At 53.7% G+C, this 18,405-nt stretch carries 19 protein-coding genes; 8 read left to right on the top strand and 11 right to left on the bottom strand.

Features of this window, described 5'->3' with window-relative positions:
* Positions 1-563 precede the first annotated feature (563 nt).
* Positions 564-1,109: a gamma carbonic anhydrase family protein gene (locus IEW52_RS14430; RefSeq protein WP_188630783.1), complete on the top strand. Its 546-nt coding sequence runs from the start codon at positions 564-566 to the stop codon at positions 1,107-1,109.
* A gap of 94 nt (positions 1,110-1,203) precedes the next feature.
* On the opposite strand, the gene IEW52_RS14425 is transcribed toward IEW52_RS14430, so the two are convergent.
* Positions 1,204-1,464: a DUF1488 family protein gene (locus IEW52_RS14425; RefSeq protein WP_188630782.1), complete on the bottom strand. Its 261-nt coding sequence runs from the start codon at positions 1,462-1,464 to the stop codon at positions 1,204-1,206.
* A gap of 12 nt (positions 1,465-1,476) precedes the next feature.
* Positions 1,477-2,301, bottom strand: coding sequence for a shikimate dehydrogenase (aroE, locus tag IEW52_RS14420; RefSeq protein ID WP_188630781.1), 825 nt, complete (start codon positions 2,299-2,301; stop codon positions 1,477-1,479).
* A gap of 152 nt (positions 2,302-2,453) precedes the next feature.
* Here aroE and hdfR point away from each other — a divergent pair, with 152 nt between their 5' ends.
* Positions 2,454-3,308, top strand: a complete 855-nt coding sequence (gene hdfR / locus IEW52_RS14415) for an HTH-type transcriptional regulator HdfR (RefSeq protein ID WP_195826139.1) — start codon at positions 2,454-2,456, stop codon at positions 3,306-3,308.
* On the opposite strand, the gene hemF is transcribed toward hdfR, so the two are convergent.
* Genes hemF through dprA form a run of 5 tightly spaced genes read right to left on the bottom strand, consistent with a single transcriptional unit; the run spans position 3,305 to position 7,039 of the window.
* Positions 3,305-4,213, bottom strand: a complete 909-nt coding sequence (gene hemF / locus IEW52_RS14410; RefSeq protein WP_188630779.1) for an oxygen-dependent coproporphyrinogen oxidase — start codon at positions 4,211-4,213, stop codon at positions 3,305-3,307. The genes hdfR and hemF overlap by 4 nt on opposite strands.
* A gap of 28 nt (positions 4,214-4,241) precedes the next feature.
* The gene (tsaC, locus tag IEW52_RS14405; RefSeq protein ID WP_188630778.1) at positions 4,242-4,805 is read right to left on the bottom strand and encodes an L-threonylcarbamoyladenylate synthase type 1 TsaC; all 564 of its coding nucleotides are present in this window, start codon (positions 4,803-4,805) and stop codon (positions 4,242-4,244) included.
* 60 nt (positions 4,806-4,865) lie between these two features.
* On the bottom strand, positions 4,866-5,414 hold the full coding sequence (locus IEW52_RS14400) for a DNA topoisomerase family protein (protein WP_188630777.1): 549 nt from the start codon (positions 5,412-5,414) through the stop codon (positions 4,866-4,868).
* Positions 5,415-5,465: 51 nt separating this feature from the next.
* Positions 5,466-5,939: a DUF494 family protein gene (locus tag IEW52_RS14395; RefSeq protein ID WP_188630776.1), complete on the bottom strand. Its 474-nt coding sequence runs from the start codon at positions 5,937-5,939 to the stop codon at positions 5,466-5,468.
* A gap of 2 nt (positions 5,940-5,941) precedes the next feature.
* Positions 5,942-7,039, bottom strand: coding sequence for a DNA-processing protein DprA (dprA, locus tag IEW52_RS14390; RefSeq protein ID WP_188630775.1), 1,098 nt, complete (start codon positions 7,037-7,039; stop codon positions 5,942-5,944).
* A 238-nt stretch (positions 7,040-7,277) separates the two neighbouring features.
* Between dprA and def the strand changes: the two genes are divergently transcribed.
* From def to IEW52_RS14365, 5 genes are read left to right on the top strand one after another with little or no spacing between them, the layout of a single operon-like run.
* The gene (gene def, locus IEW52_RS14385; protein ID WP_188630774.1) at positions 7,278-7,787 is read left to right on the top strand and encodes a peptide deformylase; all 510 of its coding nucleotides are present in this window, start codon (positions 7,278-7,280) and stop codon (positions 7,785-7,787) included.
* Positions 7,788-7,809: 22 nt separating this feature from the next.
* Entirely contained in the window at positions 7,810-8,772 is a 963-nt protein-coding gene (fmt, locus tag IEW52_RS14380) for a methionyl-tRNA formyltransferase (protein WP_188630773.1), read from the top strand.
* A gap of 26 nt (positions 8,773-8,798) precedes the next feature.
* Entirely contained in the window at positions 8,799-10,094 is a 1,296-nt protein-coding gene (gene rsmB, locus IEW52_RS14375) for a 16S rRNA (cytosine(967)-C(5))-methyltransferase RsmB (RefSeq protein ID WP_188630772.1), read from the top strand.
* Positions 10,091-11,467 (top strand): Trk system potassium transporter TrkA, encoded by a 1,377-nt coding sequence (gene trkA / locus IEW52_RS14370; RefSeq protein ID WP_188630771.1) that lies wholly within the window; start codon positions 10,091-10,093, stop codon positions 11,465-11,467. The genes rsmB and trkA overlap by 4 nt, the downstream gene beginning before the upstream one ends.
* A gap of 31 nt (positions 11,468-11,498) precedes the next feature.
* Positions 11,499-12,944 carry a TrkH family potassium uptake protein gene (locus tag IEW52_RS14365; protein ID WP_188630770.1) on the top strand — a complete coding sequence of 482 codons (1,446 nt, stop codon included), beginning with the start codon at positions 11,499-11,501 and terminating at the stop codon, positions 12,942-12,944.
* A 142-nt stretch (positions 12,945-13,086) separates the two neighbouring features.
* Here the strand turns inward: IEW52_RS14365 and rmuC are convergent, their stop codons facing one another.
* The 4 genes from rmuC to efpL are packed head-to-tail and all read right to left on the bottom strand — an operon-like array spanning position 13,087 to position 16,185.
* The gene (gene rmuC / locus IEW52_RS14360) at positions 13,087-14,424 is read right to left on the bottom strand and encodes a DNA recombination protein RmuC (RefSeq protein ID WP_188630784.1); all 1,338 of its coding nucleotides are present in this window, start codon (positions 14,422-14,424) and stop codon (positions 13,087-13,089) included.
* A gap of 2 nt (positions 14,425-14,426) precedes the next feature.
* Positions 14,427-14,663 carry a hypothetical protein gene (locus tag IEW52_RS14355; protein ID WP_188630785.1) on the bottom strand — a complete coding sequence of 79 codons (237 nt, stop codon included), beginning with the start codon at positions 14,661-14,663 and terminating at the stop codon, positions 14,427-14,429.
* Positions 14,664-14,721: 58 nt separating this feature from the next.
* Positions 14,722-15,561: a PfkB family carbohydrate kinase gene (locus IEW52_RS14350; protein ID WP_188630769.1), complete on the bottom strand. Its 840-nt coding sequence runs from the start codon at positions 15,559-15,561 to the stop codon at positions 14,722-14,724.
* Between the two features lie 54 nt (positions 15,562-15,615).
* The gene (gene efpL / locus IEW52_RS14345; RefSeq protein WP_188630768.1) at positions 15,616-16,185 is read right to left on the bottom strand and encodes an elongation factor P-like protein EfpL; all 570 of its coding nucleotides are present in this window, start codon (positions 16,183-16,185) and stop codon (positions 15,616-15,618) included.
* 397 nt (positions 16,186-16,582) lie between these two features.
* Between efpL and IEW52_RS14340 the strand changes: the two genes are divergently transcribed.
* Complete coding sequence (locus tag IEW52_RS14340; protein WP_188630767.1) at positions 16,583-18,265, top strand: methyl-accepting chemotaxis protein; 1,683 nt, start codon at positions 16,583-16,585, stop codon at positions 18,263-18,265.
* Positions 18,266-18,405 lie beyond the last annotated feature (140 nt).

Raw genomic sequence — 18,405 nt, 5'->3', positions numbered from 1 at the left:
AGCCATGATCAAACTCTTCAATTAAAGACTTGATGCTCAATGAATATCTGATGTACTGCTATTTCTAGTTGCACTTCACATGACATTGAAAAACAATATTTTTTTTCTCAACGACCTGCGAGTGCCCACACAGTTTGCTTGATAAATTGTTAAAGAGCGTGACCTTGTTTCAGGTCAGGAATGCGTATTCTACGCATTCCGTAGTGTTCGTCAAGCGTTGATTCAAACTTTGTTTCGTTCTCTTCAAACCCTTGTGACCGTGAGCGGCTTGCTCCGTGTCAGTGGGGTGGAGTATAGAGATCCCAGCTTTCAGCGCAAGGCGTTTCTTACGATAAATGACACTTTGATAACTAACTGCTTAAACACCCAGCATTGACACAACTTACTCACACAGTTACCCACAGCACTCCACAAGAAGACGTCTGCTTTAAGGGATCGACTCAGAAAACCATACCAGCGCTATGGTTTTCTGACAGCTGAAAACTTACCGCTGACGGCTGTGTTTTCTATCTATATAGAAGTCGCTAAGATGTCATTATGTATTCGCTACCCACAGAGCACTTATGACCACACAGCTGAAATCGTACAACGGTATCACTCCAACACTGGCGAGCGGCGTATTCGTAGAAGGCTCCGCTGTCTTGTATGGCGATATCACTCTGGGGGAAGACAGCAGCATTTGGCCTCTGGTAGTGGCGAGAGGTGATGTGAATGCTATCCGTATTGGTGCTCGTACCAACATTCAAGACGGAGCCGTGCTGCATGTCACTCGCCCCAGCACAGTGTTGCCCGATGGCTTGCCTCTGGTAATAGGTAATGATGTCACCGTAGGCCACAAAGCCATGTTGCATGCCTGTGTTATCGGTAATCGGGTGTTGATTGGTATGGGCGCTATTTTACTGGATGGCGCAGAAGTGGCTGACGATGTGATCGTCGGTGCTGGCAGTCTGGTGCCACCGAGCAAGCAATTGGAGTCGGGTTACTTATATGTAGGCAGCCCAGTAAAAAAGATTAGGGCATTAACGCCACAAGAACTCGCTTTTTTGCCAGAGTCGGCGGCAAACTATGTGCGCCTGAAAGATCAGTACCTGCAAAACAGTGAAGAGTAAGATGAAAGGCGTGAGGAAAACGAGAAACCAGACAGATCCGTCTGCGACTTCAGGTACTCACCTGGCATCTCGCTGTCACGCTCTCAGCTCTACTTTATAGATATAAACCGCCGTCGGGGCCGAAGGCTTCCTGATTTATTAATTCTGTGACTTTCTCTTCTATATCAAACCGTACCGATTCAAAGGCCAGCATAATGCTGGCCTCGTCCACCAGAGGCTGACCGGACAAGTGCTCAAGTTGTGACAGACTGATAAAACACGCCACTTGGCCACCAAACCACTGGGCACTAAAGGCGACCCTTTGCTGATCTGGCTGCCAATTAAGGTCATCGTTAACGATAATATCCTGATTCATATTCATGCTCCTTTACGCCGCAGCTTCCAGCTGCGCACGCAATGCTTCAAGAACCGGCATCATGTCCGGCCGCACCCCGCGCCATAAATAGAAGCTTTCCGCGGCCTGCCCGACCAGCATTCCCAAGCCGTCAAATCTGTGCTCAAGCCCCTGCTCTCTGGCCCAGGTCAGAAATGGCGTTTCTTCGCGGCCGTACATCATGTCGTACACTTTAGTCTCTGCATGACAGACTTGGCTGTCTAATGACAGTGTTTCACCTTGCAAGCTGGCGGAAGTGCTGTTGATGATGATATCGAAATGACTCCCCAGCTCTTCCAGCGGCGCACTGATAATATTTCCCAGGTGCGCAAAACGTTGAGCCAGCTCATTTGCACGCGCCGGCGTGCGATTGGCAATCACCAACTGGGCTGGCTGCTCGGCCAATAAGGGAGACAAGGCGCCGCGCGCCGCGCCGCCAGCACCCAACAATAATATTCTGGCTCCGTTCAGGCTAAAGCCCAGACGTTTGAGGTCCATGACCAACCCAGCGCCATCGGTATTATCCCCCAGCCAGCGACCGTCCGCTAATAGATGCAGGGTATTCACCGCACCGGCCAGTTCGGCTCTTGCTGTCAGTTCGTCTGCTATATCCAGTGCCTGGGTTTTAAAAGGCACTGTGATATTGCAGCCTTTACCACCTTCACGGGCAAAATGATTCAGGCTATCGTCAAAACCATCCAGTGGCGCCAGCAGGCGCTGGTAATCAACAGCTTGACCAGTCTGTTCAGCAAACTGATGATGAATAAAAGGAGATTGACTGTGTTTGATGGGATGGCCGATAACGGCATATCTGTCCATGATACTGGCTCTCGCTTACAATTAAATCAGGCTCTATAGGCTTAAGTAGACGATAATAATCACGATATTGCCACTGACTGTGCTTTTTTGGTTGCAAAAATTGCTGAAACGAATAGATTTTGCCCTAACGAACAAAAAAATTGTGGCTCTCCTTGGATACTGAACTCTTAAAAACCTTTCTCGAAGTCTCTCGCACTCGCCATTTTGGCAAGGCCGCGGAACACCTTTATCTGACCCCTTCGGCGGTCAGCTTTCGGATCCGCCAGCTGGAAAACCAGCTGGGAGTCACCCTGTTTACCCGTTTGCGTAATAATATTCAGCTGACGTCCTCGGGAGATGCGCTGATCCCCCATGCCGAGTCCATGCTGCTGGCCTGGGCTCGGGCACAACACGAGGTAGCATTGAGTGAACGGCAAACCCAGCAACTGGCAGTCGCGGGAACGGCAAACCTGTGGGATGCCTATCTGCAAGAAGGTTTGCATCGACTGTATTGTGAGTTGCCGGCCCTTTCATTACGCGCCGATATTCGCACTCCCGAGCAGATGACCCGAGCCCTGCTGGGTCGCACTCTGGATCTGGCTTTTTTAACCGATCCGGCCCGCATCGAAGGCGTCCGCCATATCGCCATTCATACCATGGAGCTACAGCTGGTCTCGAGTTATCAGAATCTGGATACCGCCAAGGCCATGGCTCAGGATTATATCCGCATCGATTGGGGCACTGCCTTTAATACTCAGCACGCCAAGCTATTCAATGCCGTTACCCCCCCCTTGTTGCACACAGGTTCGGTACGCATAGCCCTTGAGTATCTACTGCACCATGGTGGAAGCACCTTTTTGCCGAGTTCGATGATCAGCAATTACCAGCAGCAAGAGCAGCTGTTTATCGTGGAGGATACGCCGTCGATCAAACGAGAGGTGTATGCGGCGTATCTGCCCGGTGGAGAGCGCCAAGGGCTAATCGATCAGGTTATCGCCTTGTTCGCTCCCCAGGATGATGAGCATTAAACCCAGTTTCTTGGCACCAGGAAGTCATTCAATCTGGCTTCTGCACTGCCTGGCTCGGGTTGCCAATCATATTCCCAGCGCGCCAGCGGCGGCATCGACATCAAGATAGACTCGGTACGGCCGCCGGTTTGCAAGCCAAACAAGGTCCCTCGGTCGTAGACCAGGTTGAATTCGACATAACGACCGCGGCGATATAGCTGGAACTGGCGTTGTTGTTCCGTGTACGGCGTGTCTTTACGCTTTGCAATAATCGGCAGATAGGCATCCAGATAACCGCGCCCTACCGCCTGCATAAAGTCAAAGCACTGCTCAAATGGCCACTGGTTCAGGTCATCAAAGAACAAGCCCCCCACACCGCGAGTTTCATCTCTGTGTTTGAGATAAAAGTAACGGTCGCACCAGGCCTTGTATTCGGGATATACCTGCTCGCCAAAGGGCGCGCACAAATCATGAGACACCTGGTGCCAGTGCTGGCAGTCTTCTTCAACCGGATAAAAAGGCGTCAAGTCAAAACCGCCGCCAAACCACCATACCGGGTCGGCACCTTCTTTTTCGGCAATAAAAAAACGCACGTTGGCATGGCTGGTTGGCACATGGGGATTTTTCGGGTGAATAACCAACGACACGCCCATGGCTTCAAACGAACGTCCCGCCAGCTCTGGCCGGTGTGCGGTGGCCGAGGCCGGCATGGCATCGCCATGTACATGAGAAAAATTAACGCCGCCTTGTTCAATGACGCCACCGTTGCGCATCACGCGGCTACGACCACCGCCACCTTCGGCCCGGGTCCAGCTGTCTTCTTCAAATCGACCCACACCGTCCGACTGCTCCAGACCGGCACAGATGTCATCTTGTAACTGTAACAAAAAGGCTTTCACGGCCATGATATCGGGTTTCGTGCTCATGTATTTTCTCTCTACTCTACTGTGAGGTTCAGGCGGAGCGCAGTACGGCGCCAGTGCTGCCATCTCTAATCAAGGATGGATTGGCAAGGCCGTCGGTTTGTCCGGGCAAGACATAATCCAGCTCGACTCCCAGTTGCTCTGTAAGCTGAATGTCGGTTCTTGCCGGCGGCTCGCCACTTTTATTGGCGCTGCTGGATACCAGGGGTTTGCCAAAGGCCAGACAGAGGTCATGTACTTGCTGATGAGCCGTTACCCTTACAGCCAGCGAGTTGAAGCGTCCCTTTAACCAGACCGGCACTTCGGGTTTGGCAGGAATAATCCAGGTAAAAGGCCCAGGCCAGCTGGCCAAGATTATTTCCAACCGCCCTTGCGGCAGGGCGGCCAAATCAAGGTAAGGCACTAGCTGACTGAAGTCGGCCGCGATGAGTACCAGGCCTTTGTCGATGGGTCTTTGTTTGATCTCGAGCAGACGCGCTACGGCATCACCGTTGTCCGGGTCACAACCCAATCCAAAGACCGCTTCGGTGGCGTAGCCAATGACGCCCCCCTGGTGCAATTGCTCAAGGGCAAGTTGCAATGATTGCAGGTTCATTAAAGTACGACTTCCTTCATATACGTCAGGCCTGTTAAAAGCACTCGGTTAACGGGCCCATTATTTTTGATAGCCACAGCCTTTTTTCGGGCAATGAAGCTGACCTTTACGCTCGATTAAAATAGCAAAACCGCAATCGGGGCAGCGCTCGTCAACGGGCTTGTCATTCAGCACAAATCGGCAATCGGGATAATGGTTGCAGGCGTAAAAGCGCTTGCCATAGCGGGAGGTTCTGGCCACTAACTGGCCCTTGTTGCACACTGGGCACAGGGGTTCTGCCTGGCCCTGATCGTTAATGTCGGCAATGTGATCACAGTCGGGATAATGGGTACAGCCGATAAACAAGCCAAATCGCCCTTTTTTCAGTGCCAACTGATGGCCACACCGGGGACATTCACTGCCTTCCAACACTTTTTCTATGTCTTGATCGTGTTCGATGACTTTAAGCGGGCGCAAATAATCACAGGCAGGGTAAGAGACGCAGCCAATAAAGGCGCCATGTTTGCCATGACGTAACTCCAGGGCGGCACCACATAGAGGACAGGGATCGTTATCCCAATCGGGCGTACTTTCCTGGGTATTAAACAGACTGGAATCGATTTTCGACATGCCGCGCCTCCGAATTCATTTGCTGAATTCTATCAGCGCGGCTGCCGGTTGTCAGTGAACCATCCCTTCTGGCTGCTCAAAAATGAGTTCTTCCAGCTGGTGATAGGCAGACTCGCTACCGGGTACATTAAACAGCACCATCATCACCACCCATTTGAGATCGTCCAGTTCAATTTCCGGTGGATCCAGCTCCATTAACCGATCGATGACAATTTCGCGGGTTTCTGAGTTAAGCACCTTGATTTGCTCAAGAAACAGCAAAAAGCCTCGGCCTTCGGCATCGATCTTGTACAGCTCTTCCTGGGTATAGATACGGAAAGAATCTGGCTCCGATCTGGCCCACTTGGGGGTTTCCTCTGCTTCTTGCAGATCGGCCAACCGTTCCAGCCACGCCAGCGCCTTCAGGATTTCTTGCTTATGAAAGCCCGCCTGGGTTAATTCATCGGCGAGAACATCCTGTTCTACCGCTGCATCTACATCGGTGTGAATGTAGGTTTCGAACAAGTACATGAGTACCTCGAACATGATCAACCCCTCCTCGCTCTGACATAACCCCCGGGTACAGTTTCCACCCAGCCAGCCAATTCCAGCTCGACCAACCGGGTTAGCACTTCCTGCACCGGCTGTTGGCAACGGGACGCAATTAAATCTAACGCCGTTACCTCTAAACCTACGTTATCCAACAACTCCGGATAAGGCAATAATTCCTCCGACATCGGTTGCATAATTTTGACTGCCGCCACTGAAAAAGCGGCCAGTTCTTCCAGAATATCATTGGCGTCCATCACCAGCTTGGCGCCTTGCTGGATCAATTTATTACACCCCGATGCCAAGGGATTTTGCCAGGCTCCGGGAATGGCAAACACCTCTCGCCCCTGTTCAATGGCATAGCGTGCAGTGATCAGAGAGCCGCTGCGTTCGGCCGCTTCCACCACCAGTACACCCACACTCAAGCCACTGATAATGCGATTACGACGTGGAAAGTGATGCGCCAAAGGTCCAAGCCAGGGATAGCATTCCGACAGCAAGGCCCCGCCGCCGTCTATCAGCTCTGCGGCCAAACGCTGATGCCGTTTGGGATAACACCTCTCCAGTCCTGAGCCTAGCACCGCCAGCGTGGTTCCGCCTGCGTCTAACGTTGCCCTATGGCTCAGCCCATCGACGCCAATGGCCAACCCGGAGGTGATGATGGCCCCCGCATCCACCAACATCGGGATCAGATCGCGGGTGTTTTCTTTCCCCACATAGGAAGGATGACGGCTGCCCACCACGGCAATTTGCGCTTGAGGTAACTCCCCAAGCTCGCCTTCCACAAACAGTAACAAAGGGGCGCCCACCGTTGCCTTGAGCTGTTCAGGGTAGTCAGGGTGATCCCAATGTAAAATATGACGATTCGCCGCACCTTGTTGCCAGGTTAGCAGGGCTTCCAGTACGTCGAGATGGGCGGTTTGCAGTTGCAGCCGTTGCTCTGCGTTGAAGGTACAGCGCTCAAGTTGTTCCGATTGATACCATTTAACCCCCAGCTTGCGTCGCAGCTGAATCGCACGAACCGGGCCAATGCCATGAGTATGCTGCAAGGCCAACCAGGGTAATAACGGATGTTGCTCTAAGTTTGCTGCTGTCATCTACCACCTCATCCATAAGCTTGGCAATGTCATACATGCATAATGAAGCGAAGCGTGCCGAGTCCAGACGCCCCCATCCACTCGACAGGGTTCGTATGGACTCTAAAAGCGGCGATAAAGCATGCCTGGCGCCCTTTGTTTCATCACCTCAGCGACCTTATGTTAACTCTTGCTGTTTTTTGTGTGCTTACATGGCTAAAATACTACCAATATCGATAGATAAATGAGTTAGGTAGTCATGGCACAAGTATTGAAAGTATTACGTTTCCCCGATGAGCGGCTGCGCACCGTCGCCAAGCCCATCACCGAATTTACGCCCGCATTGCTACAAATTGTAGATGATATGTTTGAAACCATGTACGCAGAAGAAGGCATCGGGCTGGCGGCGACTCAAGTCGACATTCATCAGCAACTGATCGTGATCGACGCCTCTGAAGACAGAGAACAACGCCTGGTGTTGATCAATCCCGAGATCCTCGAGCAACGCGGCAGCACCGGTATTGAAGAAGGCTGCTTGTCGGTGCCTGGCGCCCGGGCGCTGGTAGAAAGAGCCGAATACGTCAAGGTTCGGGCCCAAAACGAGCACGGCGAAACCTTCGAGCTGGAAGCCGACGATCTGCTGGCTATCTGCATTCAGCATGAAATGGATCACCTGATCGGCAAGCTGTTTGTCGATTACCTGTCGCCGCTCAAGCGCCAGCGCATTCGTCAGAAAATGGAAAAACTGACCAAGCAAGAAGCCCTCTGATTCCAATAATAAAGGACATACCTTGAGCGCACTCAATATCATTTTTGCCGGCACTCCAGACTTTGCGGCCCGTCATTTACAGGCCCTGCTCGACTCCGAGCACAATATCGTCGCCGTTTATACCCAGCCCGACAGACCCGCCGGGCGCGGCAAGAAACTGACCGCCAGCCCGGTCAAGGTGGCGGCCGAACAGGCGGGTATTCCAGTACTGCAGCCGCAAAGCCTGCGTAATGAAGAGGCCCAGCAGCCGCTGGCCGCCCTGAATGCCGACATTATGGTAGTGGTGGCCTACGGCCTGATTTTACCTCAAGCCGTGCTGGACGCCCCACGACTGGGGTGCATCAATGTACACGGCTCCTTGCTGCCACGCTGGCGGGGTGCAGCCCCCATTCAACGCGCTATCTGGGCCGGTGATCAAGAAACAGGCGTGACCATCATGCAGATGGATAAAGGCCTGGATACCGGTGCCATGTTGCATACCGCACAGCTTGCCATTGAACCGACCGATACTTCGGCCAGCCTGTACGAAAAGTTGGCCGATATTGGCCCTCAAGCCTTATTGGACAGCCTGAGTGCGATTGCCCACGGCCGCGCCACAGCCGTACCGCAAAACGACGCGCTGGCCAACTACGCAGAAAAGCTTTCTAAAGAAGAGGCTTGCATCGACTGGCAACAGCCGGCGGCACACATAGAACGCTGCGTACGCGCTTTTAATCCCTGGCCGTTCAGTTACTTTATGGTGGGTGAACACAACATCAAGGTATGGCAAAGCGAGGTGGTGGCCGACAGTCCTGAGCTAATCCATAACAGCAAGCCGGCACCCGGCACCATTATTCAAGCCAATAAAGCGGGCATAGACGTTGCTACCGGCAACGGCGTATTGCGTCTGCTGAGCTTGCAGGTACCCGGTAAAAAAGCCATGAGCTGCCAGGATATACTCAACGCCCGCAAAGACTGGTTTCAAGTAGGCAGCTCTCTCGCCTAAAAACTCTTCAACTCATTGGAAATGCTATGAAAACCCGTGCCGCCGCCGCCAACATCCTGCATCAGGTACTGAATCAGGGGCAGTCGCTGTCCACCCTGCTCCCGCGTTATCAAACTGAGGTTGCCGCCAAGGATCGCGCCTTGCTGCAGGAGCTGTGTTTTGGCACCTTGCGCTGGTACAGCCGGCTCGATGCCATGACCAAGCCGTTGCTGGAAAAGCCACTCAAGGGAAAATACCGAGTGGTGCACTCCCTGATCCTGGTGGGCATCTATCAACTGCTGTATACCCGCATTCCGGCCCATGCCGCGCTGGCCGAAACCGTCAACGCCTGCAAAATACTGAAGGCCGAGCCGTTCAAGGGCATGGTCAACGGTGTGTTGCGTAACGTGCAACGCCAGCAGGATGAGCTGACGGCCAAGGTAGATGCCTTGCCACAGCTGCGTTTGGCACACCCCAACTGGTTGTTTAAACGAATACAGCAAGCCTATCCCGACCAGTGGCAGGGCATTCTGACCGCGAATAACGAACATCCCCCCATGTGGATCCGGGTGAATCAAAGCCTGCATAGCACCGAGCAATATCTGGCGTTGCTGCAACAAGAGGGGCTGGATGCCACGCCCGATGAGCAGGCTCACAGCGCCCTGCGCCTGGCCCGCCCGGCAGACGTCACCACCCTGCCCGGTTTTGACCAGGGTCATAGCTCGGTGCAGGATGCCGCGGCACAAATGGCCGCCCAATTGCTGGATGCGCAAGCGGGCGAACTGGTGCTGGATGCCTGTGCCGCCCCCGGTGGCAAAACCGCGCATATTCTGGAGCGCCAACCGGCACTGGCACAGCTGGTGGCGGTAGACATGGATGGCGAGCGGCTCAAGCGAGTACATCAAAATCTGGAGCGTATCGGTCTGCAAGCCACCGTGCTGCAGGGTGACGCTGCCCAGCCCGCCGACTGGTGGCAAGGCAAGGCTTTCGATCGCATTTTGCTGGATGCACCCTGCTCTGCTACCGGTGTGATCCGGCGCCACCCCGACATCAAGTGGCTGCGCCGGCCAGAAGACATTGCTCAGCTGGCTACCCTGCAAGCACAGATTCTGGATGCACTCTGGCAACAGCTTAAGCCCGGTGGCACCCTGCTTTATGCCACCTGCTCTATTTTGCCCGATGAAAACAGCGAACAGATCAAGGCGTTTTTACACCGCACCCCCGACGCCCTCCATCAGGCATTGCACGCGAGCGATACCCCGGAGCAACCCGGCTGGCAATTGCTGCCTGGCGCCGAGCAACGGGACGGCTTTTATTATGCCAAGCTGAGTAAATTGGCATGAAGATCATCATTCTGGGAGCCGGCCAGGTAGGGGGCACCCTGGCGGAAAATCTGGTGGGCGAAAATAACGACATCACCATAGTCGATACCAATGCCGAGCGGCTGCGCGAGTTGCAGGACAAGTACGACTTGCGCGTGGTCAACGGCCACGGAGCTTATCCCAATGTGCTGCGTGAAGCCGGCGCCCAGGATGCGGATATGCTGGTAGCAGTGACCAGCAGTGACGAAACCAACATGATTGCCTGTCAGGTGGCCTACTCGCTGTTTAACACCCCCAACAAGGTGGCGCGCATTCGTTCGCCGGAGTTTCTGGCCGAGCGAGAGCGGCTGTTTCTGAACGAAGCGCTGCCGGTGGACAACCTGATAGCCCCCGAACAGCTGGTCACCGAATATATCTATCGCCTGATCCAATATCCCGGTGCCTTGCAGGTGGTGGACTTTGCCGAAGGCAAGGTCGGCCTGGTGGCCATCAAGGCCTATTATGGCGGCCCCCTGGTAGGCAATGCCTTATCCAGCCTGCGTGACCATATGCCCGGCATAGATACCCGGGTTGCGGCTATCTTTCGTCAGGACAGACCGATACGCCCTCAGGGCACCACCATTATCGAAGCCGATGACGAAGTATTCTTTGTGGCGGCCAGTGGCCATATTCGGGCGGTCATGTCCGAATTGCAGCGCCTGGAAAGCGACTACAGACGCATCATGATCGTCGGCGGCGGTCATGTGGGCGCCGGTCTGGCTCGGCGGCTGGAAAAGCACTATTCGGTCAAGCTGATTGAACACAACCTGAATAGAGCCGAGCAGCTGTCCGAGCTGCTGGAACACACTATCGTTTTTTGTGGCGATGCGGCGGATCAAGAACTGCTGATTGAAGAACATATCGATCAGGTAGATGTATTTATTGCCGTTACCAACAAGGATGAGGCCAACATCATGTCGGCCATGCTGGCCAAGAAGCTGGGCGCCAAAAAAACCATGGTACTGATACAGCGCAGCGCCTATGTGGATTTAGTGCAAGGCGGCAGTATCGATGTGGCCATTTCGCCGCAACAAGCCACCATATCGGCACTGCTTACCCACGTAAGGCGCGCCGACATTGTAAACGTGTATTCGCTGCGACGCGGGGCGGCCGAAGCCATTGAAGCCATCGCGCATGGCGACAGTGCCACTTCCAAGGTGGTGGGCCGCCAGGTCGGTGAGCTGAAACTGCCACCGGGCACCACCATAGGCGCCATAGTGCGGGGCAGCGAAGTGATCATTGGTCATGACCAAACGGTCATCGAACAAAATGACCACGTGATCCTCTTTCTGGTCGACAAAAAGTTTATTCCAGAAGTAGAGCGTCTGTTCCAGCCCAGCCCCTTCTTCCTGTAGGGCTCGCCTTTACCTCTCTTGGGAGACACGGATGTTTAACCTGAGGCCCATCGCTTTTATTTTAAGCGTGGCGTTGTCCAAGTTGGCATTGTTCATGTGGTTGCCAACCCTGTTGGCGCTGTCGGGGCGCAGCCTGGGGTTTCGGGAATTTTTACTGGCGACCCTGCTCACTCATGTCATTGCCGTGCTCTTGCTGCTGGCGGGCAGGCGGGAGCAGATTCATCTCAGGATCAAGGAAATGTTTCTTGTCACCACCCTGGTGTGGCTTTCTGTTTGCATCTTTGGCGCCCTGCCGTTTGTTTTTATCAGCCACATTAACTTTACCGATGCCTTCTTCGAGACCATGTCGGGCGTCACCACCACGGGCTCGACCGTATTAACCGGCCTGGACACCATGCCCGCCGCCATATTGCTCTGGCGCTCCGTTTTGCAGTGGCTTGGCGGCGTCGGCTTTATTGTGGCGGCGGTAGCCATATTACCCTACCTCAACGTGGGCGGAATGAAGCTCTTTCAAACCGAGTCTTCCGACTGGTCCGATAAAAGTGCCCCCAGAGCCGCCACCATGGCCAAACGCATCGTGCTGCTGTATCTGGTGCTCACTCTGCTCTGCATTGCCGGTTATTATCTGTTATCCAACATGAATGCCTTCGAGGCGGTCAATCATGCCATGACCACCATCAGTACCGGTGGCTATTCCACTTCCGATGGTTCCATGAATCACTTTTCCCCCGCGGCGCACTGGGTGGGTATAGTGTTTATGTTTATTGGCGGACTGCCTTTTTTGCTTATGGTCTACAGTCTGCAGCAAAGAAACCTCCACCTGTTCAAGGATGCTCAGGTGCGGGGGTTTATTGCTCTGCTGATTGGTACCGGTTTGGTGTTGAGCCTGTATCTGTGGCTGACCGGGCGCTATCCGCTGATGGACGCTATTCGCATAGGATTATTCAATCTGATTTCGGTGATCACCACCACCGGCTACGGCCTAGACGACTTTGGTGATTGGGGGGCCTTTCCGCTGGTGTTGTTTGCACTGCTGATGGTGTGCGGCGCCTGCTCCGGATCCACCGCCGGTGGCTTCAAGATTTTCCGCTTTCAGGTGGGTATGGCTTTGTTCAGCAAACAGCTGTATCTCTTGATGCATCCCAGAGCTGTCGTGGGGCAACGCTATAACGGCCGTCATGTTAACGACGGTATAGTGCGCTCGCTGATCACCTTTATCTTTGCCTATTTCGCCACCATAGTGATACTCGCACTCTTGTTGACGCTGCTGTCTCTTCCCCCGCAAGAGGCCATCAGTGCCGCCATGACCGCAGTAGCCAATGTGGGGCCGGGGATAGGTGACGCAATAGGCCCGAACGGCAACTTTGCCGATTTTCCCGATACCGCCAAATGGTTACTGGCGCTGGGCATGCTGATGGGCCGGCTGGAAATCATGACGATCATGGTGCTGTTTTTCCCCAGCTTCTGGCGAAGCTAGTAACAACAAAGCGGTACGCCTTACGCCGTCAACTAAAGACGGATACCGTCTTTCTTTACTCACAGCGTTCCGCCGCCCAAAGGGCCTGCCCTTCAATGTTTCGAGGGGCAGGGGAATACCATGACAAAGCAATCTTTGGCCTTTAACAGCTGTTCTCTGGCAGACGCTCTTCTTCGACAGCGGTTTCTTGCAGGTGTTCGGGCAGGGGCTTGCTGACTTCCACCCCCAGCTCGCGAAAGGCTTCGGCCTGGCGGATCAAATTGCCGCGACCACTGCTCAGTTTCTTCATGGCGCGCTGATAATTATCGTCGGCGCGGCGTAACGACTGCCCCACGGCTTCCATATCTTCCGTAAATGAACGCAGCTTTTCATAAATTTTACCTGCAGATTCGGCAATTTTACGCGCATTCTGATTTTGTCGCTCGACTCGCCACAGGTTTTCTATGGTGCGTAAGGCCACCAGCAAGTTGGTGGGGCTGACCAGCAGAATATTATGATCCAGTGCATATTTGATGAGAGCAGGCTCGGCTTCTACCGCCACCAGAAATGCCGGCTCTACCGCCACAAACATCAACACATAATCCAGGGTTCTGACCCCTTGCAGGTGCTGATAATCTTTGCGGCCCAACTCGCGAATATGGCCGCGAACCGAGGCAACATGATCGCGCAATGCTTGTTCACGCGTCGCCATGTCGTCGCCATTGAAGTAACGTTCATAGGCGGTCAGTGACACTTTGGCATCGATGATAATGTCTTTGTTCTGGGGGAGGTGCACGATGACGTCTGGCTGATAACGCTTGCCGTCGGCATTGTTCAGGCTCATCTGGGTGCTGTACTCGTGGCCTTCACGCAAGCCCGACTCGGACAACACCCGAGACAACACCACTTCCCCCCAATTGCCCTGCTGCTTGCTGTCGCCTTTCAGCGCCCGCGTGAGGGCAGAGGTGTCGGCACTCATCTGCTGGTGCAGCTCGGCCAGTCTTTCGATTTCGAACTTCAGGCTATGACGCTGGCGACTTTCATCGGCGTAGGTTTCCTGCATACTGCGCCGAAAGCCTTCCAGTTGCTCACGCAAAGGGGATAACAGCCCATCCAGGCTGTTTTGATTCAATTCACGGAAGTTATGGGTTTTTTGCTCGAAAATACGCTGGGCCAGGTTTTCAAATTGTTGGCCAAGGCGGGCTTCGCTGGCGGCAAACTCGGCCTGTTTTTCTGCCGCCCACTGTCGCTCCTGGCGCAACAGGGTTTCGTATTCTTTCAGTCGCCCATTCATCTTCAGCACCAGTTGCTGCTGCTGCTCCAGCCGCTGCCTGGTTTCTTGCAACTCGCCCGACTTATCGCTTACCTGGGCCTGTAGTTGCTGATTTTGCTGGGCCAGCAGCTGCAGCCGAGTACCCAGCCTCAAGTGGGTTAATCCCCAGGCGAGCATCGCAGTGGCTGCCGCCAACAAATAGGGCCAGTATTCGGTAAATATAAGCATCATCAGCGCCTGCGCTGTTCAAGCAAGGCCAGTACGCGGCGGTTAAAACGCAACCACAGCAGCACGTACAGCAGGTAAAACAGGATGATCAGCCATTTGTGCTGGTTAACGCCGTTATCGAATACCGCCAGCGGCACGCCACGCAGCTGTGTGTATAACACCACCAGCAAGGGAAACATCAAAAATACCGACCAGCGCCAGCACTGACTAAGCAAAGAGATTATAAAACCGTTATCCAAGGTGAGTGTCCAACAAGCCGATAAGCAACCGTCAGCTTAACAGCGACGGCCAGAGAATTCAGCCATTCGCACGTAGATAGTTTTTAAGCTGCTCCGAGGGTATAGAGGTGCTGGAAGACAAGGTGTAGGCCGCCCACTGGCTGGCTTGAGTCAAGACTGCGGCCATGGGCAGACCCGCCAGCAAGCCATGGATCAGGCCACCGGCAAAGGCATCACCGGCCCCGGTAGCATCCACCACAGACACGGGCCTGGCGGGAATTTGCAGATGTTGCGTGGCAGAAAACGCCTCCACGCCCTGTTCTCCGTGGGTCACCACCAGCCACTGCAAGCCGGATCCTGCCAGCTGCAAGCCATGGCGCCACACATCCTCTTGCTGTGCCAAATCGGCCGCAGAGGCGATCATGACCTGACAGGGACGTGAACCATGCCCCCCTTTGGGATACTGGCTGACGACCAGGCGATGAGCCGCCATGTTCGCCATATAGCTCGCGGCCTCATCACCGTCATAATTCACATACAGGCAATCTACGAGCTCGGTAGGCAAAGTGCCGGGCAAGGCAGACCGGCGATGTTGACGCAAAATAGTGCGCTCCCCCCGACTGTCTACCAGCACCAGCAATTCACCGGTTTCACCGTCAAACTGCTCAACATGGCTGACATCCAGCCCAAGTTCGGCCGCTTCTTGCAGTAACCAGTTACCCGTCACGTCCTGTCCCACCCGGGCCAGAATACTCACCTGGTGCCCGGCCCATAACAAACCGATGCCGGTATTCGCCCCGCCGCCCCCTAATCGACATCCCTGATCCCGGTATTGTAAACGACCGCCCGCTTGCAGCGGCTCATCCAGCAACAACACATGATCACAATTCAGGTTGGCCAGCAGCCGTATGTTTGCCATCGTTACCCTTTCACGCTATTTAACCATCACGCTTATCATATCAACAAAAGCGCCCTAATCGGCCCGACTTACATAGCGTTTATCCGTGGTATGCAGACGCACCTTATCGCCAATTTTCAGATATTCCGGCACCTGTATCGTTAGCCCGGTAGCGAAGGTGGCCGGCTTGGTACGGGCAGATGCAGACGCACCTTTCAACTCAGGCGCCGTATCAACAATCACCATTTCCACCGTTTGGGGTAATTCCAGACCGATGACTTGTCCCTCGACCAACAGTGCCTGAGTGCCGGTCGTGTTTTCATCCAGAAACAAGAGTTCGTCGGTTATATCGGCGCTGCGAATGGGATATTGGCTGTAGTCTTCATTATCCATAAAGATATGTTCTTCCCCGTCGATATAAGACAGCACCACATTTCGCCGTTGCAACTCTATGGTATTAAGTTGTTCGTCACCCTTGAACCTTTCCTCTACCTTGAGCCCGGTTTTCAAGTCGGTAAAACGCATTTTATACAAGGTGGTAGCGCCACGAGCGCTGGGGCTTTGAACATCAATATCACGTACCATCAGCAGCTTGCTGTCCAGTTCGATCACCATGCCTTTTTTAACTTCATTTGCCCGAGCCATGCCACACCTCCAGATCCATGCTTAACACCAGATGAAATCGCATCTTAGCCAAGTGTACCGGTTGGCACCACTGCTTGCTCATAAACGACCATCTTTACTGACTCGCTCCATTAACCAGCCTGCCATTACCATGATTATCATCAATAAAATCACAACTTTAAATATATTTCTTCCCGATTGACGCTGTTAGTCTGGTACAGGCTGGCAATATCCCCGACCAGGGCATTCTCCAGTCGAAATAACACAATAATAAGCACGGGACGCTTAACCTGATGAATGGAATATCGGCATGTTTTAATTAATGTCGATGTTATTTCTGATCACAGACAACCTTCTGTCCGCAGCTTCAATATCACATCACTAATGGCGATAGATTGCCTAGTCGGGAAGGATGGACATGCAATTACTAAATAATCTGAGTCTTCGTTATAAATTACTGGCCATGGTCGCTAGCCTGTTTATCGGCATTCTGCTGGTACAGGGCTCGGCCATGATCGGCCTGCGTCACGAATTGCTGGATGCCCGTAAAGAAAAAGTTCAGGAACAGGTCGAAGCAGCCGTATCTCTGGTCGGTTACTACTATGCACAGCATCAGACATTGGGCGAAGAAGAAAGTCGACGCCTGGCCAAGCAAGCGGTGGGCGCCCTGCGCTATGGTGATGATGGCTATATGTGGATCAACGACATGCAGCATCGCCTGGTACTGCATCCATTAAAGCCCGAGTCTGAAGGTAAAGACATGACTCAGGTAACAGATGCCGAGGGCAAGCATCACTGGCAGGCCATGGTGCAGACGGTAAAGCAACAAAGTGCCGGCTTTGTTGAATACAGCTACTTAGGTCCGCAATTCGATTCCCCACAACATAAAGTTTCTTATGTGCAAAGCTTTACCCCCTGGGGCTGGGTAATTGGCAGTGGCGTATATCTAAGCGACGTGAATGCCCTCTTCTGGCAACAGGCGACCAAATCGCTGCTGCTAACCGCACTGGTAATGGTGCTGGCTCTGATCATAGTGGTACTTATCAGTCGCTCTCTTACCTTTTCGGTCACTCGTGTACTGGATGTGGTGCAGCAATTTGGCAAAGGCGATCTCAGTGTGCGTACCCAAGCCACCCGGACCGATGAAATTGGCCAGCTTTCACGGGGGGTAGACAGCATGGGTGAACAACTGTGCCAACTATTGTTGAGGGTGCGTCATGCCTCAAGCACACTGGATGACGAAGCTGAGGGGTTAAGCGTGAAAAGCCAGCAGACTCGCGTCAGCATGCAGGCACAGTTTTCCGAAGTCGATCAGGTAGCGACCGCCATGAATGAAATGAATGCCACCGTGCATGAAGTGGCTCGCTATGCCAATGATGCCTCTGAGGCTGCCGATCATGCCAATAACGAAGCACGCATGGGTCACGACGATGTGGCGCGCAGCATAGAAAGCATGCTGCAATTGGCCGAGTCGGTAACAAAGGCCGATAACGCCATGCGCGAACTGGAAGCTCAAACCCAGCAAATTGGTTCCGTGGTAGAGGTGATCAGTAATATTTCCGAACAGACCAACCTGCTGGCGCTTAACGCAGCCATTGAGGCAGCCCGAGCCGGCGACTCAGGCCGCGGCTTTGCGGTAGTGGCCGACGAAGTACGCTCTTTGGCACAACGCACTCAGGAGTCGACCGGTGAAATCCAGCGCATGATCCAGCAGTTGCAAAGCCATGCTGGTACCGTGGTGGAGCATATGCACATCAGCCAGGAACAGGCGGGGAGCAGCGTAGAGGTAGTGCGTGCAGCAGGCCAGGACCTGGAGAAAATTCTGGATGAAGTACAACGCATTAACGACATGAATGCTCAGATAGCAACCGCATCGGAAGAGCAGTCGGCCGTAGCCGAGGAGATTAATCGCAATCTCACGCAGATCAATGTCGGCTCGCAGGAAGCGCTGCAGGTGAGTGAGCTTATTTCACAAACCAGTCATCGGGTACTGGGCGCCTCGCGCGATCTGAGTCAGCAGATAGCACACTTCCGGCTGCAGCAACCCGAGAAGCACAGCTCCATGTTTGATGCCATCAAGGCCAAAACCCAACCCGCCTGATCCGCTACTCGCCACCAACAGCAAGGCCGCCCATTGGCTAACACCATTCAGTTAAGCGTGTTTAGACTGAATGGTGTACCGAGTTTTTGATATCCGAACGGTCCTACTCTTGGGCCGTTTTCTTTTTTCAGGCAGAATAT

Source organism: Oceanisphaera marina, from assembly GCF_014643915.1.
Lineage (GTDB): Bacteria > Pseudomonadota > Gammaproteobacteria > Enterobacterales > Aeromonadaceae > Oceanimonas > Oceanimonas marina.
This window is presented reverse-complemented; position numbering and strand designations above follow the sequence as displayed.